General features: G+C 71.0%; 18 protein-coding genes, 2 tRNA genes and 1 riboswitch. Of the genes, 10 read left to right on the plus strand and 10 right to left on the minus strand.

The window, feature by feature from the left end:
* Positions 1-66 precede the first annotated feature (66 nt).
* Positions 67-139 (plus strand) — tRNA-Lys (locus tag FE633_RS35450).
* Between the two features lie 135 nt (positions 140-274).
* Here the strand turns inward: FE633_RS35450 and grpE are convergent.
* A complete protein-coding gene (gene grpE, locus FE633_RS35455; RefSeq protein WP_138049274.1) occupies positions 275-754 on the minus strand; it encodes a nucleotide exchange factor GrpE in 480 nt (159 codons plus the stop codon).
* Positions 755-957: 203 nt separating this feature from the next.
* Between grpE and FE633_RS35460 the strand changes: the two genes are divergently transcribed.
* Positions 958-1,350 (plus strand): STAS domain-containing protein, encoded by a 393-nt coding sequence (locus FE633_RS35460; RefSeq protein ID WP_171060250.1) that lies wholly within the window; start codon positions 958-960, stop codon positions 1,348-1,350.
* Positions 1,351-1,445: 95 nt separating this feature from the next.
* Here FE633_RS35460 and FE633_RS35465 read toward each other — a convergent pair whose 3' ends face one another.
* Positions 1,446-2,072 (minus strand): GTP cyclohydrolase II, encoded by a 627-nt coding sequence (locus FE633_RS35465; RefSeq protein ID WP_138049276.1) that lies wholly within the window; start codon positions 2,070-2,072, stop codon positions 1,446-1,448.
* Between the two features lie 116 nt (positions 2,073-2,188).
* Positions 2,189-2,704, minus strand: a complete 516-nt coding sequence (locus tag FE633_RS35470) for a MarR family winged helix-turn-helix transcriptional regulator (protein ID WP_138049277.1) — start codon at positions 2,702-2,704, stop codon at positions 2,189-2,191.
* Positions 2,705-2,803: 99 nt separating this feature from the next.
* Here FE633_RS35470 and FE633_RS35475 point away from each other — a divergent pair, with 99 nt between their 5' ends.
* From FE633_RS35475 to FE633_RS35490, 4 genes are all read left to right on the plus strand, one after another.
* Positions 2,804-3,976: a dihydrofolate reductase family protein gene (locus FE633_RS35475; protein ID WP_138049278.1), complete on the plus strand. Its 1,173-nt coding sequence runs from the start codon at positions 2,804-2,806 to the stop codon at positions 3,974-3,976.
* 47 nt (positions 3,977-4,023) lie between these two features.
* A tRNA-Met gene (locus tag FE633_RS35480) sits at positions 4,024-4,097 on the plus strand.
* 455 nt (positions 4,098-4,552) lie between these two features.
* A riboswitch (cyclic di-AMP (ydaO/yuaA leader) is annotated at positions 4,553-4,710 on the plus strand.
* A gap of 11 nt (positions 4,711-4,721) precedes the next feature.
* Positions 4,722-5,747 carry a M23 family metallopeptidase gene (locus FE633_RS35485; RefSeq protein WP_138049279.1) on the plus strand — a complete coding sequence of 342 codons (1,026 nt, stop codon included), beginning with the start codon at positions 4,722-4,724 and terminating at the stop codon, positions 5,745-5,747.
* Between the two features lie 135 nt (positions 5,748-5,882).
* Positions 5,883-6,833 (plus strand): aldo/keto reductase, encoded by a 951-nt coding sequence (locus FE633_RS35490; RefSeq protein ID WP_138049280.1) that lies wholly within the window; start codon positions 5,883-5,885, stop codon positions 6,831-6,833.
* A 7-nt stretch (positions 6,834-6,840) separates the two neighbouring features.
* Here FE633_RS35490 and FE633_RS35495 read toward each other — a convergent pair whose 3' ends face one another.
* The 4 genes from FE633_RS35495 to FE633_RS35510 form a co-directional block, all read right to left on the minus strand.
* On the minus strand, positions 6,841-8,337 hold the full coding sequence (locus FE633_RS35495) for a PrsW family intramembrane metalloprotease (protein WP_138049281.1): 1,497 nt from the start codon (positions 8,335-8,337) through the stop codon (positions 6,841-6,843).
* Between the two features lie 128 nt (positions 8,338-8,465).
* Positions 8,466-9,245, minus strand: a complete 780-nt coding sequence (gene trmB, locus FE633_RS35500; protein WP_138049282.1) for a tRNA (guanosine(46)-N7)-methyltransferase TrmB — start codon at positions 9,243-9,245, stop codon at positions 8,466-8,468.
* A gap of 206 nt (positions 9,246-9,451) precedes the next feature.
* The gene (gene lhgO / locus FE633_RS35505; protein WP_138049283.1) at positions 9,452-10,663 is read right to left on the minus strand and encodes an L-2-hydroxyglutarate oxidase; all 1,212 of its coding nucleotides are present in this window, start codon (positions 10,661-10,663) and stop codon (positions 9,452-9,454) included.
* A gap of 149 nt (positions 10,664-10,812) precedes the next feature.
* Positions 10,813-12,237 carry an NsdA family TPR-like regulatory protein gene (locus FE633_RS35510; protein WP_138049284.1) on the minus strand — a complete coding sequence of 475 codons (1,425 nt, stop codon included), beginning with the start codon at positions 12,235-12,237 and terminating at the stop codon, positions 10,813-10,815.
* Between the two features lie 661 nt (positions 12,238-12,898).
* Here FE633_RS35510 and FE633_RS35515 point away from each other — a divergent pair.
* Complete coding sequence (locus FE633_RS35515) at positions 12,899-14,995, plus strand: asparagine synthase-related protein (protein ID WP_138049285.1); 2,097 nt, start codon at positions 12,899-12,901, stop codon at positions 14,993-14,995.
* A gap of 40 nt (positions 14,996-15,035) precedes the next feature.
* Here the strand turns inward: FE633_RS35515 and FE633_RS35520 are convergent, their stop codons facing one another.
* Positions 15,036-16,874: a sigma-70 family RNA polymerase sigma factor gene (locus FE633_RS35520; protein ID WP_138049286.1), complete on the minus strand. Its 1,839-nt coding sequence runs from the start codon at positions 16,872-16,874 to the stop codon at positions 15,036-15,038.
* A 204-nt stretch (positions 16,875-17,078) separates the two neighbouring features.
* Entirely contained in the window at positions 17,079-17,855 is a 777-nt protein-coding gene (locus FE633_RS35525; protein WP_138049287.1) for a TetR/AcrR family transcriptional regulator, read from the minus strand.
* A gap of 377 nt (positions 17,856-18,232) precedes the next feature.
* On the opposite strand from FE633_RS35525, the gene FE633_RS35530 reads away from it, so the two are divergent.
* Positions 18,233-19,597: an NAD(P)/FAD-dependent oxidoreductase gene (locus FE633_RS35530; protein ID WP_138049288.1), complete on the plus strand. Its 1,365-nt coding sequence runs from the start codon at positions 18,233-18,235 to the stop codon at positions 19,595-19,597.
* 124 nt (positions 19,598-19,721) lie between these two features.
* Entirely contained in the window at positions 19,722-21,380 is a 1,659-nt protein-coding gene (locus FE633_RS35535; RefSeq protein ID WP_138049289.1) for an ATP-binding SpoIIE family protein phosphatase, read from the plus strand.
* Between the two features lie 159 nt (positions 21,381-21,539).
* On the opposite strand, the gene FE633_RS35540 is transcribed toward FE633_RS35535, so the two are convergent.
* Positions 21,540-22,817, minus strand: a complete 1,278-nt coding sequence (locus FE633_RS35540) for an MFS transporter (protein WP_138049290.1) — start codon at positions 22,815-22,817, stop codon at positions 21,540-21,542.
* A gap of 158 nt (positions 22,818-22,975) precedes the next feature.
* Between FE633_RS35540 and FE633_RS35545 the strand changes: the two genes are divergently transcribed.
* Positions 22,976-23,524 (plus strand): MarR family winged helix-turn-helix transcriptional regulator, encoded by a 549-nt coding sequence (locus tag FE633_RS35545; RefSeq protein WP_138049291.1) that lies wholly within the window; start codon positions 22,976-22,978, stop codon positions 23,522-23,524.
* Positions 23,525-24,078 lie beyond the last annotated feature (554 nt).

Consider the following 24,078-nt stretch of genomic DNA (forward strand, 5'->3'; position numbering starts at 1 on the left):
CGGCTCACCGATACCCGATCGGCGACCCGGCCACGTCCGGCTATGCTCGGGGGAGCAACATCGCCAGGGCCCTTAGCTCAATTGGCAGAGCAGTGGACTTTTAATCCATTGGTTGTGGGTTCGAGTCCCACAGGGCCTACCGGTGGCGGGCGGGGGATATTGCCTCTGACCTGCTACGCAGCGTCCAGGTCGGCTTCGGTCGGCTTGGGCGCTGTCTCGTTTTCGGGGGCGATGCGTGGAGGCGGCGGACCGGGACTCAAGGCTGTCGTGGGACTCAAGGCCGCGTCCGGTCCGGGTTTCCGTCGTGCGGGGGTGGACCGGTGACCTCCACGTGGGCCGGACGCAGCAGGTGGTCTCCGAGCCGGTAGCCGGGGCGCAGGATCTCCGTGCAGGTCAGGCGGTCGGCGTCCGGGGAAATGTGGTGCGTGACGGCGTCGTGGCGGGTGGGGTCGAAGGGTTCGCCCTCCTCACCGAACGCCTGCAGGCCCAGCGAGCCGAGCTGGGTCTCCAGGGTGTCGGCGATGTCCTTCAGGCCTCGCGTCATGGGCTCGTGTTCGCCCGCACGGTCGACGGCGTCCAGCACCGGCAGCAGAGCGCGCAGCACGTTGGCCACCGCGATCTCGCGGACCGCCATACGGTCGCGGCGCACCCGCTTGCGGTAGTTGTCGTACTCGGCCTTCACCCGCTGGAGATCGGCGGTGCGTTCCTCCAGCAGGCGCTGCGACCGGGTGTTCCGCGGCCGGGTCCCGTTCATTGTCAGCCGACCCTCCGGGCTGCGGGTGTGGGTCCAACCTCCCCACTCACCTGGATAAAACTTGAGCGCTGTCCGGTCAAGATGAGATGAGCGGAACGGGGTACAGGAACAGTCGAAGGCGGTTCGAAGGCAATCCGGGCTCCGGAGCCCGGACGGGCATCGCACTCAGGCGAATCAAGGAACCAGAAGCACAGGAGGCCGCCATGGCCATGACCCTGTTCCTGGCGTCGCACTGGGAGAAGAACGGCTGGGCCGTGATGGAGGTCAGGGGGATCCTCGACACCGGCACGGCCCCGGAGCTGCGCGACAGCGTGGCATCCGTGATCAAGGAGGGCCGGCACCCGCTGCGTCTGATCGTGGACCTGTCCGAGCTGTCCTACACCGACGTGGACGGGCTGAGCACCCTCATGGCCGTCCGCACCCTGCTGCGCGAGGGGAAGGGCGAACTGCGCCTCGTCTGCCCCGAGGGACGGGTCCTGCGCATCCTGCAGATCAGCCGCCTGGCCCACGCCGTGCCCGTCTACCCCACTCTTGGCGCCGCCCTCGCCGTGACACGCACGGCCGGTGCCGACCGGACACGAGGCGCCGTGCGGTGATCACCGGACCACCGCCGGTCGGCCACTGATCAGGTCCGCCACTGAACAGGTCGGCCCCTGATCAGGTCGGCCACTGGACAGGGAGGCGCCGGGCGTCAGCTCGCCGTCAGCTCCGCCAGCGGCAGCGTGTGCTGGGTCTGCAGGACCTTCGCCCGCAGGTACCGGACGTTGTGGTCCGTCGTGAAGACGCCCGTCGGGACGCGCCGCTGCACATCGATGTCCAGGGCGCGGAGCTGCTCCGCCTTGTCGGGGTTGTTGGAGAGCAGATCCAGTTCCGTGACGCCGAGCGCCGCCAGCATCTGGGCCGCCGCCGTGTAGTCGCGGGCGTCCTCCGGCAGGCCGAGGGCCGTGTTCGCGGCGTACGTGTCGAGGCCCTGGTCCTGGAGGGCGTACGCGTCGAGCTTGTTGTAGAGGCCGATGCCCCGTCCCTCCTGGCGGAGGTAGAGGAGTACGCCGCCACGCGTGGCGATCTGTTCGACGGCCTCGCGGAGCTGGGGGCCGCAGTCGCAGCGGGCCGAGCCGAAGACGTCGCCCGTCAGGCACTCGGAGTGGAGGCGGACCAGAGGGGTCGCCGAAGGGGGTCCGAGGACGATCGCCACGTGTTCCTGGCCGTCGCTCAGCCCGTGGAACGTGACCAGTTCGGCGTCGACGCTGTAGCCGTCGTCAAAGCGCAGCGGTACCCGGACGCGTGCGCGCGGGGTGGCGGCGGGGAAGTCGGGCATGCGGGTTCTCCGGTCCAATCGTGGTCTGCTTCAGATTTGAAGCAGTTCCTCGGATCGAGACCCTAGCTCATGCTTTAAAGTTTAAGCAACGGTGCGGAGGCAGGTGGTGGCTCAGCTCACGTGCAAGGGGTGGAGGAGCGGCGCCGCCAGGGCAGGTCGTCGGGCGCCGACTGCGCCCCGTCTCCCTGGAGAGCCCGCGCGACCTCCGTACAGATCTCCTCCAGCTGCCCCACCTGCTGCTCGGTGAGGTGCTCGAAGAGGGAGGCGCGGACCGTCTCGACATGGCCGGGCGCCGTACGTTCCAGGAGGGCCATCCCCTCGTCGGTCAGGAACGCCAGACTGCCCCGCTTGTCCATGCGGCATCCTTCGCGGCGTACCGAGCCGTCCTTCTCCAGGCGCGTCACGGCGTAGGTCAGCCGGCTGCGGGTGATCTTCAGCCGCTCGGCGAGGTCGGTCATGCGCAGACAGTGGTGGGGTGCCTCGGAAAGGGCGGCCAGGATGGAGTAGTAGAGGTGTGGCATGCCGGCCTCCTGCTGGAGCTGCCGGTCGATCGCGTCCTCCAGAAGCTGGGAGGCCGCGATGTACGCGCGCCAGGCGCGCTGCTCCTCGGGGGTGAGCCAGCGGGTCGTCATGCCGCCAGTGTAGGTACTGTTTAAAAGTTGAATCAACCTGCGAGATCCTGACGCCCTGATGCCCTGATGAGTGCCAGGTCTCCGAGAGGGAGTGCGCCGATGCCCCGCCCCTACGTCCTGCTGTCCGCAGCCGTCTCCCTCGACGGCTGCCTGGACGACACCGGCCCCGAACGGCTCGTCCTCTCCGGACCTGCCGACTTCGACCGGGTCGACGAGGTGCGGGCGGCGTCCGACGCGATCCTGGTCGGCGCGGGAACGCTGCGCGCGGACAACCCCCGTCTCCTGGTCAACTCCGCCGAGCGCCGGGCGGCCCGAGCCGCCACCGGCCGCCCGGAGTATCCGCTGAAGGTCACCGTCAGCGGCAGCGGGGACCTCGACCCGGCTCTCAACTTCTGGTCCACGGGCGGGGAGAAGGTCGTCTACACGACGGACCTGGGTGTGGCGAAGGCCACAGCGGCCCTGCGCGGGCTGGGCGTCGATGTCGTTCCCGTCGGGCCCGCGCTCGACTGGCAGGCCGTACTCGAGCACCTTCATGACGTACGGGGCGTGCGGCGGCTCATGGTCGAAGGGGGCGGGCTGGTGCACACCCAGCTGCTCCAGCAGGGGCTCGCGGACGAGTTGCAGCTCGCCCTCGCGCCGCTCGTCGTCGGGGAGCCGGACGCGCCGCGGCTGTTCGGGCCGGGCGGCTACCCGGGCGGGGTGCGCAACCGGATGCGGCTGGTGGAGACGCGGCCGGTGGGCGATGTGGTGCTCATGCGGTACGTGCCCACGGCGCCCGGCGTCGGAGAGCTCGCCTCCGCCGCAGACCGGCACTGGCTGGAGACCGCGTGTGACCTCGCCGCCCAGTGTCCGCCCTCGCGAACCGCCTTCAGCGTCGGCGCGGTCGTCGTCGCGGCCGACGGCACGGAGCTGGCCCGCGGGTACTCCCGTGAGTCCGACGCGGTGTCGCACGCCGAGGAGGCCGCGCTCGCCAAACTCGACCCGGCCGACCCGCGCCTTGCCACCGCCACCGTCTACAGCAGCCTGGAACCCTGTGCCCGCCGCGCCTCCCGGCCGACCCCCTGCGCGCGGCTGATCATCGACGCGGGAGTGCGCCGCGTGGTCACCGCCTGGCGCGAGCCCGACACGTTCGTGGCGTCCGCTGACGGGGGCGGGCTGCTGGCCGCGGAGGGCGCCGACGTCGTCGTGCTCCCGGAATTCGAGGAGCGGGCCGCCGAGCCCAACCGCCACCTCCTCCGGGCGGCCGGCGGGCAGGACGGGCAGGGGACGTAAAGCCGTGTGCTGAGGGCCCCGCCGATGGCGTACACTGATCTTAACGACGCGGGGTGGAGCAGCTCGGTAGCTCGCTGGGCTCATAACCCAGAGGTCGCAGGTTCAAATCCTGTCCCCGCTACTGAAGGCTCAGGGCCGGAATCCTATGGATTCCGGCCCTGAGTGTTTTCCGGCCCTGAGTGTTTCCGGGTGTCTTCGGTCCTGTCCGGTGCTTTCTGTACGTCTTCAGCGCTTTTTGGACTTCTTCGGTGCGTTCTTGTAGTTCTTTGGCACCTCGTGGAGTTCTCCAAAGCCTCGTGGAGTTCTTCGTCGTCTTCCCTGTGGCATCGGTGAAGCCGAGCCCCTCACGTGACCCTCGGTAGTCGAACGACCCCACTCCGCGTAACATCTGACACTTCGTCATCAAAGGCCACTGGGTCGAGAGTCAATCAACTCGCCCGATTTACTCCCCTCTTGACCCGTAAGTCCAGGCCAAAAACGTTAACGATCATCCAGAACAGCTTGGAATCCAGTGCCTGCCTCTATTAACGTTCGATAACGCAGCGCGGTCGTCCCAGCCGTCACAAGAGGCGGCTCCGTGCGCACGTGCCGAATCTCGAAAGGGAACCGGGGAACCACCAACTTGGGGTGAATCGGGCGTTGTTCATGGTGTGCGACACCATGATTGACGCGCGTAGGAGACCTTCCTGCTCCGAACCCGTCAGCTAACCCGGTAGGCGAGAAGGAAGGAAAGGAGTGCGCCTACGTGGCGTCCAACCGGCCTGCCCCGCAAACCTCGTCCGCGCCGAGTGAGTTCAATCCCGACACTTTCGGCTACGGCATCCGTAAGGACGAGGAGACCTGGGAGGAGTGGAACCCCACCGAGGATTCCCTCCGACCCGTTCGGGGCCGGCACCGCGTCAGTAAGCAGCGTGGCGGAGGTCTCGCCCGCAGCTCCACGGTTCTGGGCGTCGGCGTCATCGCGGCCGTCAGCGCGGGTGGCATGGCCAGCGCGCAGACCGGCAAGCCGCCCGTCTCCATCTCGATGCCCGATCTGCCGTCCGTGGGCTCGATGTTCGCGGACGACTCCGCGGAAGCCGATGACACGACGTCGCTCAGCAGCGTGGGTCTGACCACCGCCGACGCGGAACAGGGCAACTCGGACGCGGGCGAGGCCCTGCGCGCCCGCATCATGCTGCAGGCCGAGCGGCAGCAGGACCAGGTGGACCGCGAGGCCCAGGAGGCCGCGGAGACCGCCGCCGCGAAGAAGGCCGCCGAGGCGGCCGCCAAGGAGAGGGAAGAGGCCGAGGCCAAGGCCGCCGCCGCCAAGAAGAAGGCGGAGGAGGAGGCCAAGCGCAAGGCCGAGGCGGAGCGTCTCGCGGAACTCGCGAAGAGCTACTCGCTGCCCACCTCCTCGTACACCATCTCCTCGACCTTCGGGCAGGCCGGCTCGCTGTGGTCCTCCGGCTACCACACCGGTCTGGACTTCGCCGCTCCCACGGGTACGCCGCTCAAGGCGATCCACAGCGGCACCATCACCGAGGCCGGGTGGAACGGTTCGTACGGCTACCGCACGGTGATCACCCTCGACGACGGCACGGAGCTCTGGTACGCCCACCAGTCGTCCATCAGCGTCAGCGTCGGGCAGAAGGTCAACACGGGCGACGTCATCGGCCGCGTGGGCGCGACCGGCAACGTCACCGGGGCGCACCTCCACCTGGAGGTCCACACGGCCGGCGGGGAAGGGATCGACCCGATGGCGTGGCTGCGGAGCAAGGGCATCAACCCGTAAGCGGACCGTAAGCGGCAACCCGCAAGCAGCCAGGGGACTTTGAGCACGTACGTCCGAAAGGGTGGGCGTACGTGCGGTGTGCAGGCGTGCGGCGTGCATGGAATACGGCCGTCCGGTACGGCCGTTGACGTCCCCATGCCTTCTCTCACTCTTCGCACGCTGGGCGCGTCAGGCTTCGAGGTCTTTCCGCTCGCTCTCGGTGGCAACGTCTTCGGCTGGACCGCCGACCGCGCGCAGTCCTTCGCCGTACTCGACGCGTACGCCGCCGCGGGCGGCAACTTCGTGGACACGGCCGACACTTACTCGTCATGGGCTCCGGGCAACGAGGGCGGTGAGTCGGAGACGGTCGTCGGCGACTGGCTGGCCGCGCGCGGCAACCGTGCCGACGTCGTCGTCGCGACCAAGGTCGGCTCCCATCCCCAGTACCCAGGACTGTCCGCGGCCAACATCAAGGCCGCGGCCGAGGCTTCGCTGCGACGACTGCGGACCGACCACATCGACCTCTACTACACGCACCGCGACGACCCGTCGGTGCCGGTCGAGGAGATCATCACGGCGCTGGACGAACTGGTGCGGTCCGGCAAGGTGCGCGCGATCGCCGCGTCCAACATCTCCGCAGCGCGACTTCAGGAGTCCCTCGACTTCTCCGACCGCGAGGGCCTCGCGCGGTACGTCGCGCTGCAGCCCCACTACAACCTCGTCTCCCGTGACACATACGAGGGCCCGCTCCAGGACGTGGCGTCCCGCAGCGGGCTGGCCGCCGTGCCCTACTGGGCCCTCGCCTCCGGCTTCCTCACCGGCAAGTACCGGCCGGGCGTCGAGGTCGACAGCGCGCGGGCCGGGGCGGCAGGCGCGCATCTGGAGTCGGAGCGGGGGCCTCGTGTGCTGGCCGCGCTGGACGAGGTCGCGCGGGCACGGGGCGCGGAGGTCGCCACGGTGGCGCTGGCCTGGCTCGCCTCCCGCCCGACCGTCGCGGCACCGATAGCCTCGGCCCGGACGGTGGAGCAGCTTCCGGCGCTGCTGAGGGTGGCGGACCTGGAGCTGACGGACGACGAGCTGGCACGGCTGACGCGGGCTTCGGCCTGATGGCGTCTCACGTGCGATAGGGGTTGTACGCCGGGTAGGGCGCCGGCTGCCCGTGCGGATACCCGTACGCCGAGTAGGGCGCCGGCTGACCGTGCAGATACCCGTACGCCGGGTAGGGCGCCTGCTGCCCCTGCGGGTACCCGTAGCCCGGCCCAGGCCCCGCACCCGACCACGGCCCTGGACCCGGCCCCGACCACGGCCCTGGACCTGGCTCTGACCCCGGCCCCGGCCCCGGCCCCGGCCACGGTGGCGGGACCGAAGCAGGAACAGAAACCGGAACAGGAGCCGGAGCCATCGCCCTGGCCGCGTACGCCAGCGCGGGCCTGGCGACGTCGCGCCGGGCCCACAGCTCCCACAGCAGTTCCCGTTCGCGTACGACGAAGTCGGCGCTCGCGCGGCCGCGGCGCCCCCGGTGGCGCAGGAACGCGAGAGACGTCGCGTACGCCTCGTACTCCGCGACGGCCCGCCCCGCCGTGCGCCCGCCGTGGTGGGCGGCGTACTCCCGCGCCATGCGCCGCGCCCGCATGGAGCCGAGCGCGAACGGCTCGGGCACGGTGAGCCAGCCCGCCATCGCGTACGCGGGGAGTTCGGTGCGCACCGTGCCGAGTTCGCGCTGGCGGGTCCAGATGACCAGCCAGGTGAGCAGCCCGAACGCGGGCACCATGAACGCCGCGTACACCGCGAAGAAGCCGTACGCGCCGAACGCCGACGATCCGTTCCACACGGCGTGCATGCCCATCGCGAGCAGCAGGCCGATGAGCGGGAGCAGCACGCGTCGCACCTGGTGGCGGTCCGCCGACAGCGCGGCGATGCCGAAGCCGATGCCGGTGAGCACGGTGAACAGCGGGTGCGCGAAGGGCGACATGATCACGCGTACGAAGAAGGTGGCGGCGGTGACGGAGGCGAGGCCGCCGTGGCCGTTCAGCTGGTCGGTGCCGAAGGCGGTGCCGAGGTAGAGGACGTTCTCGGTGAACGCGAAGCCGGTCGCGGTGACTCCGGCTATGACCACGCCGTCGACGATCCCGGTGAAGTCCCGTCTGCGGAACAGGAAGACCAATAACACCGCCGCCGCCTTCGCCGACTCCTCGACGATCGGCGCTATGACCGTCGCACCGAGTGTGTCGGCGCTCGACGGGTCCGCGGTGGCCGTCGCTATCCACTGGGTCGCGAAGCTGTTGGCGACGATCGCTATCAGCGCCGCCGCACAGGCGCCCCAGGCGAAGGCGAACGTCAGGTTCCGCCAGGGCCCGGGCTCGACCCGGTCCAGCCAGCGGAAGGCGGCTATGAGCAGCGGGACGGGCAGCACGGCCAGGCCCAGGCCCACCAAGAAGCCTTCCGTGCCGGTCTGTTCGCGGACCATGGCCAGGATCACGAGGCCGGAGAGGGCGAGCAGGGTGCTCAGCGCGCCGTAGCGCACCCACCTGCGCTGCCACCAGTGCGCATGCCGCCGTGCGCCTCCGGCGGGGATGCCGGGGAACGTGGGGGGTTGGGGGCTGGCGGCCATAGCAATGACCCTAACGAGGGACGGGCTGGGCTCGCGACAGTGACTTTGCGCCCCGCCGGGCTCTGGACGACGTGCGGGCGTGTGACGTGCGGATTGTGGTGGGTTGCTCGCGCAGCTCCCCGCGCCTCTTACGGGGCGCAGCGGCGGAACAGCAGATCGTGCACCACATGTCCCTTGTCCAGGCCCTGGCTCTCGAAACGGGTGAGTGGCCGGAAGTCGGGACGGGGCGCGTAACCGCCGTTCGGCTGGGTGTTCTCGAAGTCCGGGTGCGCGGTGAGCACTTCGAGCATCACCTCGGCGTACGGCTCCCAGTCCGTCGCGCAGTGCACCAGCGCGCCCGGCTTGAGGCGGGACGCGGCGAGGGTGAGGAACTCCGGCTGGATCAGGCGGCGTTTGTGGTGGCGCTTCTTCGGCCAGGGGTCCGGGAAATAGACCCGCAGGCCGTCCAGCGAGTCCGGGGGCAGCATCTCGCGGAGCAGGATGATCGCGTCGCCGTTGCCGACCCTGACGTTGGACAGGCCGCTTCGGTCCGCGAGGTTGAGGAGGTTGCCCTGTCCGGGGGTGTGCACGTCGACGGCGAGGACGTTGGTGTCGGGGTCGGCCGCGGCCATCCGCGCGGTGGCCTCGCCCATACCGAACCCGATCTCCAGCACGGCGGGCCGGTCGTTCCCGAACAGCTCCGCGAGGTCGAGCTTCCGCCGGCCGTCGATGTCCAGCCCCCACTTGGGCCACAACCGCTGCAACGCGTCCGCCTGCCCATGCGTGACCCGGCTCCGGCGCGGTTGGAAGCTACGGATCCGCCGCTCGAAGTGGGACCCGGCAGGGTCGGCCCGGGGCCCGTCGGGAAAGCGGGGTTCGCCCTTGACGCGGTGGCGGGGCTCTTCGGAAGTGTTTCGGGACTCAGACACAGTGCTTTGATTCTACGAAGGCGGGAGGTGGGCGCAGCGGCCCTGCTCCAAGCCTCCCACCCACGCAGCCGCACCCACGCACCGGCACCCATGCACCCGGCCCCACGCACCCGCACCCACGCACCGGCACCCATGCACCCGGCCCCACGCACCCGCACCCACGCACCCGCACCCAGAGGGCCCCGCCCCCAGGCCCCCGCACCCGCTCACGCCCGGCCCAGGGCCCCCAGGACCCGTCGGCCCACCTCGCGCCCGATCGGCAGTGAAGCCGTGGCCGCGGGGGAGGGGGCGTTGAGGACATGCACCGTGCGGGCCCCCTCGCGGATCAGGAAGTCGTCCACCAGGGTGCCGTCACGCAGCACGGCCTGGGCGCGGACGCCCGCGGCCGACGGGACCAGGTCGTCCGGAGTCACGGCGGGCAGCAGACGCCGCACCGCATCCGTGAACGCCGCCTTGGACACCGAGCGCCGCAGCTCACCGCCGCCGTACCGCCAGTGCCGCCGCGCTATCCGCCAGGAGCCGGGCCAGGCGAGCGTGGCGCCCAGCTCACGCATCCGGACCGTCGTCCAGCCGTAGCCCTCGCGGGCCAGGGCCGGCACGGCGTTCGGGCCGATGTGGACGCCTCCGTCGATGCCCCGGGTGAGGTGCACTCCGAGGAAGGGGAACGCGGGGTCCGGGACCGGATACACGAGGCCCTTGACCAGCGAGGGCCGCACCAGCGAGTAGTACTCGCCCCGGAAGGGCACGATCCGCATCCCGGGCTCGTCCCCGGCGAGGCGGGCGATCTCGTCGCAGTGGAGGCCCGCGCAGTTGACCATCACCCGCGCGCGTACGATCGTGCCCTCTCCCGTACGGACCGCGACCCCGAGGTCGGGTCGGCGATCGATGTACGTGACCTTCGTCCCGTACCGGATCTCCGCCCCGGAGGCCTCCGCGAGCTGCCGTGCGACGCCCACGAAGTCGCACACGCCCGTCGTGGCGACGTGGATCGCGGCGAGGCCCCGGACCTCCGGTTCGTACTCGGCGATCTGGGTCGGACCGAGCTCGCGGACCGGAATGCCGTTCTCCCTGCCGCGCTGCACCAGTGCGTGCAGCCGGGGCAGCTCGTCGCGGTCCGTGGCGACGATCAGCTTGCCGGTGACGGCGTGCGCGATGCCGTACTCGGCGCAGAACTTGACCATCTCGGCGGCGCCCCGCACCGCGTACCGCGCCTTGAGGGAGCCGGGGCGGTAGTAGATGCCGCTGTGGATGACACCGCTGTTGCGCCCCGTCTGGTGGCGGGCCGGGCCGGGCTCCTTCTCCAGCACGATCACCCGCGTGCCCGGCGCGGCACGCGTGATCGCGTACGCCGTCGACAGCCCGACGATCCCACCGCCGATCACGAGCACGTCACAGTCGTAGGGGATCTCCCGACGCACCTATCCCACCTCCCACCTAGATAGTGCCCTGCGCCACTGACAACGTGCTCAAACCCGCGCCCCGAAGGGGCGCGGGGAACTGCGCGACCAGCCACACACAACCGGTAGCCCCAAGATCGCACAAAGCAGGCAGACGCTTCGGAACCGGGTCAGGCCGGTGCAACCAACAGCGGCCGCGCCCGCTCCCGCAACTCCACCACGCGCGGCTCGTCGCCGTACGGCTCCAGCCGGTGGAGCAGGTCCTTCACATACTCGGTGGTGCGGGCCGAGGAGATGCGCCCCGCGACCTCCACCGCTCGCACGCCCTGCTCGCATGCCGCGTCCAGGTTGCCCGACTCCAGCTCGGCGACCGCGGACACCACGAGGCGCAGGCCGTGGGAGCGTACGAACTCCTCCGTCGGTTTCGACAGTGCCTGCTCCGTGAAGCGGCGGACCTGGCGGGGTGCCTTGAGGTCGCGGTAGCACTCGGCGGCGTCGGCGGCGAAACGGTCGTACGAGTAGAAGCCCAGCCAGGACGGGTCCTGGTCGCCGTCGCGGGCCCGCTCCAGCCAGCCCTCGGCGGCCCGCAGGGCCCCGCCGGCCGCCTGGGCGTCACCGGCGCGCGCGTGGGCGCGTGCCTCGACCAGGCGGAAGAAGCTCATCGTGCGGGCCGTGGCCAGGCCCCGGTTCCGCTCCAGCGCCGCCTGCGCGAGGTCGACGCCCTCGTCGCCGAAGCCACGGTAGGTGGCCTGCAGCGACATCGATGCCAGGACATAGCCGCCGAGCGGTACGTCCGCGGCCGCGCGCGCGAGGCGCAGCGCCTGGATGTAGTAGCGCTGGGCGGCCTCCTGCTGACCGGTGTCGAAGGCCATCCAGCCGGCGAGGCGGGTGAGTTCCGCGCTGGCTCCGAACAGGGCGCGGCCCACCTCGTCCGAGTACGCGCCGAGCAGCAGCGGCGCCGCCTCCACCCTCAGGCACTCCGGCACCATCGACGAACGCCAGTCGCCGCCTCCGTACTTGGAGTCCCAGCGCCTGGCGTCCTCGGCGGCCTCCCGCAGCTTCAGTACGTCGCTGTGGCCGACTTTCATCGGTGCCCCGGAGCCTTCCACCGGGCTCGCGTCGCGCGCCACCGAACTGTCGGCCGGGGTTATCAGCCACCGCGATGCGGGAGTCGCGTACGCGCTCACCGCGAACGATCCGGCGAGCGACTGCCAGATGCCGCCGGAGCCGGCCCGGCGTCCGGCGAGGTCGAGCCGGTACAGCTCGGTCGCCGACTTCACCGCCTGTCCTATGTCACGGGGGAAGGCGAGGCCCACTTCCGGTGCGGGATCCGCGTCCGCCAGACCGATCTCGTGGAGCGGGACGGGGCGGCCGAGCTTCTGGCCGATGGCCGCGGCGATGAGGTGCGGCGCCGCACCCTGCGGCACCATCCCCTTCGACACCCAGCGCGCCACCGACGTCTTGTCGTAGCGAAGAGTCAACCCGCGTTGGGCGCCAAGGTCGTTGACGCGTCGTGCGAGTCCTGCGTTGCTGATTCCCGCGAGGGCGAGAACGGCGCCGAGTTTTTCGTTCGGCCCGCGTTGCTCCCTGGACATGCGCCACCCCTCGACACAGACGGCTGCCGCGCTGGCATAACCACGCGGCATTCGTAAACCCAGCGTAGTTCGCCGCATCCCAAGCGTTAAGAGGCATAATTCCGGATGGCGGGATTGTGGTCCGCACGCAAGTACGCAGCGTCGCGGTGTGCTCCCGCTGTGTGGCTGTGCGCCCGGCCGTGCGCTCTTCTCCGGCCATCGCGGAAGCGTTTCCATGGAACCTGCGTGGGTCGGCCCGCTGTACTGGATCCAGCGGGCTGGGGGACACCGCCGCCTTCATCCCCGCGGGCGGCGGACCGGTCCGGGAGGCGAACCCCGCCTCCCGGACTGTGCGTTGCGCTGAGCATGCACAGAGCGTGTGCAAGCCTGGCTGCCCATCGCCGATTTGGCTGAAAATCGACCACGCTTGCGGGTGCGGAATACCCCCTCCCACCATGGGACTTGAGGGCGCGTTAGGCGTTTTTGGGGAGCGTACCGGGGGCGCATTCACGTCGTCACCTCCTTGTCTCGTGCGTGCGTTCGCCTCATCGCGGGCATCTCCTCAGGGGCGCACTCCGGGGAGTGCAAGCGGGGGCGGGGAGCCTCCGTCGCGCTTTCTTCGTGGCAGCATGGTGCCCAGTTCGTGCGGTGCACTGGTTGTCCACAGCCTGTGGAGGCGGCGATGCGGTGGTTGGTGGGGTGGAGCAGTACCACCGCTGGTGTCTCCGAGATCGGCTCGGCGGGCGCTACCGGCAACAACGGCGAGACGGTGCACCCCGTGGGGTCCCAACTCCTGTGGGGCGACCCCGATCCGCTCTGGGCCGTCGGCGACTGGCGCCCCGACGAGGTGCGCGTCGTGAAGGCCGACGCACAGACCCGGATCGCGGTGCTCGGCACCTGCGGCGCCTCCGACGAAGAGCTGCGCGTGGGCCTGTTCGCCGCGCGCGGCGGGGCACTTCGCCATCTGACGGCCTGGTCCGGCAGCTACACGGCCATCGTCCAGGTCGGTCGCCGGGTGACCGTGAGCGGCGATCTGGCCGGCGCACGGCCGGTGTTCTACACCCCCTGGGCGGGCGGCACGGCGTACGCCACGGCAGCACTGCCCCTCGCCGACCTCATCGAGGCCAACCTCGACTTCGGGCACCTCGCGGCGCTGCTCGCCGCGCCCGACGTCCCCGCGGCCCTGCACGACTCCACGCCCTACCTGGGCGTGCAGCGCATTCCCCCGGGGCACGCGCTGATCCTGCGCGCGGGCGCACGCGAGATCGCCGGTTACGAACCGGTGGCCTCCCTCGCGGTCGCGGCACCCTCCGCCGACCCGGACAGCGCCGTGGACGCCGTACGCGACGCCCTGGTCGAGGCCGTACGCGCACGTCTGGCGGCCCCCCGGCATGTCCCCGGCGCCGATGTGGACCCCGGTCCCGTCCCCGGGATGGGACCCGCCGAACGGCGCGCGGCGCGCGGCATGCCCGTGCCCGGCATCGGGGCCGACCTCTCCGGAGGACCCGCCTCGGGAACGCTCGCCCTCCTGGCCGCCGGCCTCCCCGGCATGCCGGGCACCGTCCTGGGGCACGGCACCGGCGCTGGTGAGCGTCTCCTCGCGGTCACGTTCAACGACCTGGCCGTGCGGGGCCGCGAGGCCGAACTGGAGCGCGCCGGGACGCTGGCCGCCAACCCCCGGCTGCACCACGTGGTGGTCGCGGGCGGCGAAGAGGTGCTTCCGTACGCCGAGTTGGACGGCCCGCTCACCGACGAACCGAGCCCTTCGCTCGTCACGGCGGCCCGCCACCGCGCGAGGCTCGCCTCGGGCAGCGCCGACCACTTCACCGGGTACGGTGCCCGGCAGGTCCTGGACGCACACCCGGCGCGCCTCGCCGACCTGCTGATGGACCGCAAACGACGTCACCTGGTGCGCCCCGTGGCGGCGTTGGCCAGGGCCGACGGCTCCGTCATGGTCCCCGCGCGCGTGTACAGCGCGGCGCGCAAGCTCGCCCGTACGCCCTACCTCGTCGGCGTCCAGGGACTCGCCGACCGGCTGCTGCACAGGCGGTTCGAGGAGCCGGGAGGTGCTGTGGGGGCGTCGCTCGCCGCGCTCACCTGGGCCAGACCCGGGCCCGCGGCGCGCTGGCTGACGGGTGAGGCACTCGCTGAAGTATCGGTTCGCCTGACGGGTGCGACGAGCCGCGCCGGTGTCGGCCCCGGCCAGCGGCCCGGCGACCACCGCGCGCGTGCGGCGCTCGCCCGGCACGCCGCCGACCTGCGCATCCTGGAGCAGGCCGCCGAGGTCCGCTTCCAGCGGCTGCACGCGCCCTTCCTCGACAACCAGGTCGTCCGCGCCTGCCGCGCCCTGCCCGAGGCCCTGCGCGTCCAGCCGGGCGCGCGTGCCGCGATCCTCCGTACGGTCCTGGAGGGCGCCGGCGTCGCCGACCTCCCGCCCGGCTGGGGCGCACCCTCCCACGCCTCCTCCGCGGCCGCCGCCCGCACGGGCCTGCGCGCCGCCGTCGACGACCTGGTCGACCTCTTCGACACGCCCCTCCTCGCCCAGGCGGGCCTGGTCGAGGCCCGCGTCGTCCGCAAGGCCCTCCGGGCAGCGGCCGACGGCGAACCCCTCCCCCTGGAGGGCCTCGCCGACCTTGTCTCCCTCGAACTGTGGCTCGGCCGCTTGCTGGACCGCCGGGGAACGTGCTGGACGGGCACGCCCGCGCGCCAGCGGGCGGTACCTGGCGGGATCGTGCCGCAGCGGGGTGCCTTGGGGGCGGGGGCGGCTCGGCAGGGGTAGAGGGGCAGGACCTCAGATCTCAGACCTCAGACCTCAGGCCTCAGCGCAACTCGACGACCAGGCCGACCGTGTCCTTCCCGGTCAGGGTCAGGTGCGGGGGAACCGCCGACTCGCCTCTCTGGGCCCCGACCAGCCCCTCGTACGCGGCGCACGCGCGGCGGAGATCGATGGTGAACGTGGCCTCGCCGTACACGGTGACGCCGCACTCCCACTCGCTCGACTGCTGGTCCGCCGGGGTCGCGGGCGGTGTGGGAGTCGGCGTCGGCGTCGGGTCCGGTGCGCGGTTGGGCTCCGGCGTGGGAGCCGGTGTCGCTGTAGAAGCCGGTGAGGGTGCGGCTTTCGGGGTGGGGCTGGTGGGGCTCGGTGTCGGATTCGGCTCCGGTGTCGGTGTGCGCGTCGGTGTCGGTGCCGGCGTCTGCCGCTGCGTCGGTGAAGGGGCGGCCGCCGGACCCGGCGGCTTCGGCTCCGACGCCTGCTTCGGCTGCGACTTGTGCTTCGGTTCCGACGCCTGCTTCTGCGGGTTCGGCGACTTCTGCGACTTCTGCGACTTCTGCGACCTCTGCGACTTCGGGGACGACGACTGCGCGCTCGGTCCGTTGTCCGGTTCGAGGTCCGGTCCGATGTCCGGTTCGACGACGGGCGCTGACACCGGCGTCCGGGCGTCGGGCTTCTCGAGCGGGTCGCCGTGGCCCGCCATCGCGTACGCCACCGCCGCGGCGGCCACCGCGATGACGCTCGCCGCGATTCCGGTCTTCGCGGGTGCCCCGAGCCCCTCGGCGGCCGCCCCGCCTCCGGCGCTGCCCGCCGCTCCGGTCGCCGCTCCGGCCGCACCCGCACCAGCACCCGCACCGCCGCCGGCGATGAGCGTGGCCACCTTCGCGTACCCGGCGGCGCCGAACCAACCGATGACCGCAACCGGCACGAGCGCGGGGATCCCACCGGCGACTTCCTCGATCTGACCGGCGGCGAGCCGGCACCTGGCGCACTGCTCCAAGTGCTTGCGCAGCCCTCGCTCGGCCCGCGTGCGCAGCCCGCCGCGGGCGTACGCGCCGAGCCGGTCGGCATGGCGCGCGCACTCCTCGCTCTCGCTCAGCGTCGCGCTCACATGCGCCTGCAGATAGGCCTGCTTGAGGCCCTCGCGAGCCCGGCTGGCCAGGACGCGCGTGCCGTTGGCGTCCAGCCCGAAGAGCGTGGCCACCTCGCTCGGCGACTCGTCCTCGACCTCGGTGTGCCACAGCACGGCCTGCCACCGCTCGGGCAGCGACCGGAAGGCCCGCACGGCCATCGACTGCTCGGCCTCGTGCATCGCCCGCACATCCGCGCCCAGGTCGAGGCCCGTTCCGAAGGTGCCCAGGGCGGCCGTGCCGTCCGCCACCTCGTCGACGCGCGCGGCCTGCGCCACGAACACGGCGAAGTCCTCGACCAGTTGCTCACGCTTCGCCGATTTCATCCAGGTCGCGGCGACGCGGCGTACGGTCGTGAGCAGATACGCGCGTACGGCGTGCTCGGGGCCCGAGCCGCCGCGTACGGCCTGGAGCATGCGGGCGAAGACCTCGGCCGTGAGATCGTCGGCGGTGTGCGCGTCCCGGCAGCACGTGCGCGCGTACCGGCGCACGGACTCGGCGTGGCGCCGGTACAGCTCCTCGTACGCCGTGTCGTCGCCCGAACGCATCCGCGCGATCAGCTCGGCGTCGGACGGCGGCTGCCCCGGCGACGGCGAAAACTCAGAAGCACCCGCCGAGGAAGCACCCGCCGAAGAAGCACCCTTCGACGGACCGCCCCTCCACGGACCGCCCTGACTCGGTACCTGCCGCGAGGGCAGCCCGCCGAAAACCGAACCACCGTCGCAAAGCGACCCGTCCCACCCGTCACCGCTCATCGCGGAAAGCCCCCGCCTGCTCACTCGGACCCGAACACCGGGAAGAGTGCCACACGGTCCCGGCGCCGTGACCAGGAACAACGGACCAACCACTCGTCCGTGGGGACTTGCCACGCAGCAGCGTCAGCGTTCACTCGTCCGGGGAAGACCCAGCCGGTCCTCCCCGGACGGAAGGTGTCTCGGGCAGCTCGCCGCCGACGCGACTCACATGGGACGGGACCGCAGCCCCTCCAGCAGGATGTCCAGCAACCGCGCCGAGGCCGCCGCCTGCTGGGCCGCGTCCGGCAGCGAGGGCGCCGCCGTGGCGATGACCAGCAGGACGTCGGACACGGTCACGTCCGTACGCAGCTCGCCCGCCGCACGCGCCCGGTCCACGAGCCGGCCCACGACCTCGAGCAGCTGAGCCGCCCCGGCGTCGTCCTCGGGCGCCACGACCGCCTCGGCGACCGCGGGCCGCTGCTCCACGAGCCGCAGCTCGCCGTTGACCGGCTGGGACCGCTGCTGCGGCACCCGCGCCCCGTCGAGGGGCAGGCCGTCGTCCGCGACACCCACCCGAAGCACCTGCGGCGGCAGCAGCCGCCCCGCGCCCGAGGCCACGGACGTCCGCAGGAAGCGCGAGAGCGCCGACCACGGCTCGTCCTCCTGCCCGAGTGCCGCCCGCGCCTGGTCGGTCAGCCGGGAGGTCTCCTCCTCGGCTATCCGCCGGACCAGGACGTCCTTGCTCGGGAAGCGCCGGTACACCGTGCCGACGCCGACCCGCGCGCGCCGCGCCACGTCCTCCATCGGCGCGCCGTACCCCAGCTCGCCGAAGACCTCGCGTGCCGCGCGCAGTACGTGCTCCAGATTGCGCTGTGCGTCCACGCGCAGCGGTGTCGTGCGCGCCGCGTCCCCCGCGCCGCGTCCGTTCCCCATCGCCGCACCGACCGCGCCGCCCGTTGCGATGGCAGACGCGGTAGACCAATGAGTGTCCTGAATATGCATAAGTGTTCCCCCGGTAATGACGTCTCCCCCCGGAGACTCTCCCCGCCATTGACAGCCGGAGCGAGCGGAACGGGCTGGGCCCCACGACCTGTCGTGCGGACCCGCCGAGCGCTTCCCCCTGCACCCCGATGACACACGAACATAGTTGAGTGGGAGTCAATTCAGAAGGGGCAGGTTCCGCACGGAGCGCCCCCCGATCGGAGTACGGACGGCTTACGTCCCGATTCCGCCCCCTACGCTCACCTCTCGCGCCCCCGCTGACCTGGGCATACTCTGCGGAGCCTGGCAAATCGGCCAACCCTGCGCGTCTCCGGCAGTCGGTCACACAAATTGTCGGGGCTGTGGACAAACTCCTGAGCTCGTTGCGTCATGGGTGGGTGAAGGAACCAGCGCGCATTCTCATCGTCGGCGGCGGCTACGTCGGGATGTACACCGCCCTGCGGCTCCAGCGGAAGCTGAAGCAGGAGCTCAAGCGGGGCGACGTGGAAATCGTCGTGGTCACGCCTGATCCCTATATGACCTATCAACCGTTCCTTCCCGAGGCGGCCGCCGGAAACATCTCGCCACGCCACGTCGTCGTGCCACTGCGGCGTGTGCTCGACCAGTGCAAGATCGTCATCGGCGAGGCCCAGTCGATCGACCACGCCAAGCGTGTCGCGACCCTCACCACGCTCGCGACCCAGGAAGAGGGCGCGGCCGCGGAACAGATCTCCTACGACGAACTCGTCCTCGCGCCCGGCTCCATCTCGCGCGTCCTGCCGATTCCGGGCCTCGCCGACCACGGCATCGGCTTCAAGACCGTCGAAGAGGCCATCGGCCTGCGCAACCACGTCATCGAGCAGATGGACATCGCGTCGTCCACCCGTGACCCCGCGATCCGCGACGCGGCCCTGACCTTCGTCTTCGTAGGGGGCGGTTACGCCGGAGTGGAGGCGCTCGGCGAACTCGAGGACATGGCCCGCTACACCGCGCGCTACTACCACAACGTCAAGCCCGAGGACATGAAGTGGATCCTCGTCGAGGCCTCGGACCGCATCCTGCCCGAGGTCGGCGAGGAGATGGGCAAGTACACCGTCACCGAGCTGCGGCGCCGCAACATCGACGTACGCCTGGAGACCCGCCTCGACTCCTGCGCCGACCGGGTCGCCGTACTGAGTGACGGCTCACGCTTCCCGACCCGTACGGTCGTCTGGACCGCGGGCGTGAAACCGCACCCCGTCCTGGCCGCCACCGACCTGCCGCTGAACGGGCGCGGCCGCCTCAAGTGCACCGCCCACCTGGCCATCGACGGTGTCGCGCACGCGTGGGCCGCGGGAGACGCCGCCGCCGTTCCCGACATCACGGCCGACGAGCCCGGCAAGGAGTGCGCGCCCAACGCCCAGCACGCGGTGCGCCAGGCCAGGACCCTCGGCGACAATATCGCCGCCTCCCTGAAGGGACAGCCCCTGGAGGAGTACGGCCACAAGTACGCGGGGTCCGTCGCCTCGCTGGGACTGCACAAGGGCGTCGCACACGTCTACGGGCGCAAGTTGAAGGGCTACTCTGCCTGGTTCATGCACCGCACCTATCACCTGAGCAGGGTGCCGACCTTCAACCGCAAGGCCCGTGTGATGGCCGAGTGGACACTCGCGGGTCTCTTCAAGAGGGAGATCGTCTCCCTCGGCTCGCTCGAACATCCCCGTGCGGAGTTCGAACTGGCGGCCGGTGGAAAGCCTCCACAGGACCCGAAGGGGTCGTCCTGACCCGACTTGGGAACTCCCTCGGCAGGGCCGGCGTCTGACGGATGTCGGTCCGGTCGGACACACTGGTCCACGACCATGGGCGGGCCGACCGCTCGCCCTTCAAAACCACGAGGCCTGTCCCACAGTGAACTTCACGCGCTGGAGCGCCCGGCTCCCCGGAACGCAGCGCCGCGCCGCAGCGCGGACCGGCAGCTCGTCGAATGCGCTCCCCCCGGAGAGCTCCGTGCCCGCGGCCCGCGCCGAGCGGCTGACCGACGACGAGGCGGCCCCGCCGGTCCCCGCCGTGGACGACCTGCCGGTCCGCGAGGTTCTCGACCGCATCCCGGCCCTGGTCGCTCTGGTACACGGCCCTGAACACCGCCTCGCGTACGTCAACGACGCGTACGTCGCGGCCTTCGGCGTACGCCCGGTCGGCGAGCCCGCGCGCGAGGCGCTGCCCGAACTGGACGAGGTCGGCCTGCTGCCCCTCCTCGACCAGGTCCTGCGCAGCTCCAAGCCGCGTACCGTCAAGTCCCGCAAGGCCCCCGGCGGCCGCTCGTACACGTTCACCTGCACCCCCGTCGACGTCTCGGCCACCCCCGAAGAGGGCGGCGTACTGATCTTCGCCGCCGACGTCACCGACCACGCCGAAGCGGCCGACCGCCTGCGCGCCAGCGAACGCCGCCAGCGCGAGACCGCGGTCACCCTCCAGCGCTCCCTGCTGCCCCAGGAGCTGGAGGAACCCGACGACCTGCGCATCGCCGCCGTCTACCACCCCGGCGGCACGGAGGCCGCGGTAGGCGGCGACTGGTACGACGTCATCACCCTCGGCGGCGGCCGCACCGCCCTCGTCATCGGCGACGTCATGGGCCGCGGAGTGCGCGCCGCGGCGGTCATGGGCCAACTCCGCACGGCCGTCCGCGCGTACGCCCGCCTGGACCTCCCCCCGCACGAGGTCCTCCAACTGCTCGACGGCCTCGCCACGGAGATCGACGCCAACCAGATCGCCACCTGCGTGTACGCGGTCCACGACCCCAACGAGGGCCGCCTCGTGTACGCCTCCGCCGGCCACCTCCCGATCCTCGTACGCGACGAGAACGGCACCGTCCTGCGCGCCGACGAGCCCACCGGACCCCCGCTCGGCACGGGTGGCTGGATGCACGCCTCGGGGACGGTCCCGCTCGGCCCCGGCTCCACCGCCGTGCTCTACACGGACGGCCTGGTCGAACGCCGCGACGAGGACCTCGACGAGGGCATCACCGCCCTGGAACACGCCCTCGCGGGCGCCAGGGGCACACCCCAGGTGGTCTGCGACCGTCTGGTGCGCTCGGCGGGCGTGGCGGCCGATCACGACGACGACGTGGCCGTCCTCGTCCTCCAGCACCCTGCCCGTACGGGCCCCGACAGCGAGCTCTTCCGGAACGCCGCCCTGGAGCTGCTGGGCGGTGTGGAGGCGGCGCCACGCGCGCGTGCGTTCGCCTCCGGCGTGCTGACGAGCTGGCGGTTCCCCACGGATCTGCACGATCTGGGCGTCCTGGCCGCCAGCGAACTGGTCGCCAACTCCCTTCAGCACGGCACCCCGCCCATGCGCCTGCGCCTGCGCCGCACCGACCGCCGCCTGATCGTCGAGGTGACGGACGGCGACGATCACCTTCCACGCCGCCGCCGCGCCGAGCCGGCCGACGAGGCCGGCCGGGGCATCGCGATCGTCGCCACGATCGCCTCGAACTGGGGCTCGCGGCGTACGCCGGGCGGGGGAAAGGCGGTGTGGTGCGAGTTCGCGCTGCGGGGCGGGGTGACCTGAAAGAGGGGTGTCGCCCCCGCCGATTTTCGAGCCCGGGCCGGCATCAATCAGCCCGTCCGGCGTTTGAGGACGAGGCCGTTCAGGCCGATCGGGGGTCTGGGGGCGGAGCCCCCAGGTTCAGGATGGGACGGGTAGGGGCGGCGGGGGCGAGAAAACCCGTCAGGCATCAGCGCGGTGCGGTTCCGCCGCCGCTCCTCCGCCCCGCGCGACCACCCGGCTCCTCGCCGACGTCGGCTGATCCTGCACCGGACTGAGCTCCCGCCCAAGCCGCACCGCCAGATACGTAATGCCCAACGAGCACAGCAGGAACGTCACGATGTACGGCCCGTGCAGCGACGCCCCCATCGGCCCGCCCACCGCCGGCCCCACCGCCAGCGCAAGCTGCTTCACCAGCGCGAACGCCGAGTTGTACTGCCCCGCCATCCCACGCGGCGCCAGATCGGCGACGAGCGGCGCCACGGTCGGCGACAGCATCGCCTCACCGAGCCCGAACAGCGCGTACGTGGAGACGAACGCCGCCGAGGCCATGGCCTGGCTCCCATGCCCGAGCCCCGCGTACCCGGCCACGCCCCACGCGACCGCCCAGATCAACCCGACGGCCGCGATCACCCGGGACCGCCTGCGCCGCTCGACGAACCTCAGCACCGCGAACTGCGCGACCACGATCACCGCCGTGTTGGCGGCAAGCGCCGTACCCAGCGCGGACGTCGAAATCCCCGCCGCCTCGACGCCGTACGCACTCAGCCCCGACTCGAACTGCCCATAGCAGGCGAAGAACAGCACAAAGCCCAGCACACACAGCTGCACCATGGCCCGGTTGCCGAGCAACCGCCGCCAACTCGACCTCCCGCCCTGCGAAGCATCGGCCCCGAACCTGGGCGCGTGCGGCACCCGCACGGTCGACATCACCACGACCAGCAGCAGGAACATCGCCGCCTCGATCGCGAACAGCAAGGTGAAGGAACTCGCGCGCGAGGCATCGACGAGATGGCCGCCGACGAGCCCACCGACCCCGAGCCCCAGGTTCTGCAGGAAGAACTGCAGAGCGAACGCGCGCGACCGAGTCTCGGCCGTCGAGCAGTCGACGATCATCGTCGCCAGCGCCGGCTGCATCACCGCCTGCCCGGCCCCGAGCCCGGCCGCGGACAGGAGCACCGTCGTCGCATGGCCCGCCAGCCCGAGGCTCAGCGCACCGAGGGCAGCGGTGACCAAGGCGGCGAGCAGCACCGGCAGAGGGCCCCGCCGGACGATGGCCCGTCCGGCGAACGGCAGCACGACGAGCGCGGCCACAGCGAAGACGGCGAGTACGAGCCCCGCCGTCACCGCACCGAGATCCCGCACCTGCGCCACATAGACGTACAGATACGGGACCGTGAAGCCGAGCCCGAACGCGCTGAGCGCGTTGCCCACATGGATCCGGCGCATCGCTGCGCCCATCGCCCTGGTCACTTTCACCTGCCTTGACGGAGAAGCCCTGGCACGCCCGTACGCCTAACCTCAGGCGTTAGGAGTGAAGACTTCAAAGCTAAACTTAGACATTGAAGAGTACACAGCTAAGGACTTCGACGCCAAGCGAGGCGTGCCATACTGCGCCCATGGGCGACAACCCCGGCGTCGGCGAACCGACACTCGAAGAGCAGATCGCCGCGTACCAGCGCGAGTTCCAGGACCTCGACCCCCAGGTCGAGAAGATCGTCTCGGCCCTCGGCCGCCTCAACCGCCGTATGAACGTCGCCTACGGCCGCCAGACGGCCACTCTCGGCATGAGCAACGCCGAGTGGGAGGTCCTCAAGGCCCTCGTCCTTTCCGGCGCCCCCTATCGCATGGGTCCGAGCGACCTCGCCAAGCGTCTCGGCCTCACGCCGGCCGCGATGACGCATCGCATCGACCGCATGGTCGCGGAAGGTCTGGTCACTCGAGAGCGGGACGAGTCCAACCGCGTACGCGTCATCGTCGAGCTCACCTCCGAGGGGCGCGAGAAATGGCTGTCGGCCATGCGACTCGCCTCCGTCTTCGAGGAAGACCTCCTCCAGGACCTGTCCCCGGAGGAACGCGGCGTCCTCGGTGACGTCCTCACCCGTCTGCTGCGCCGGGTGGAGCACGCCCAGCCGGACGCCAACGGCCGCCTCAGCGACCTGGACTGACGGCCCCTCCGATGGTTTGACGTAGCCTCGCGCTGGGGACACTTGACAGTCCCCTCACTGATCCGTAAGGTTCTTCGAGTTGCCACGGGGCCGTAACGGTTCTGCGACAACACCTCCGCCGCAGAAGCGGCAACCCAAACCATCAGCGCGACCTCCCAATGGGACCAATTTCGGCATGCCCGAATTCAATTCCACTGGGACTCGACAGCCCGATTGGGAACTGCCGAGAGCATCCGCTAAAGTTTGGAACGTCGGAACGGCCCAACGGCCGTGATGACAAAGCCAGTTGACTGAAGGTCAGGCCCGAAAGGATCTGATACAGTCGACATCGCCTGAAGGCCGAAAAGCCGGAAAGCAAACCCCCCCTCCGACGGGGAAATCGGACGCGAAAGAGTCTGATAGAGTCGGAAACGCAAGACCGAAGGGAAGCGCCCCGAGGAAAGCCCGTGAGGGTGAGTACGAAGGAAGCGTCCGTTCCTTGAGAACTCAACAGCGTGCCAAAAATCAACGCCAGATATGTTGATACCCCGTCTCCGGCCATTCGGTCGGGGCGA

The organism is Streptomyces montanus (assembly GCF_005786655.1).
GTDB lineage: Bacteria > Actinomycetota > Actinomycetes > Streptomycetales > Streptomycetaceae > Streptomyces > Streptomyces sporangiiformans.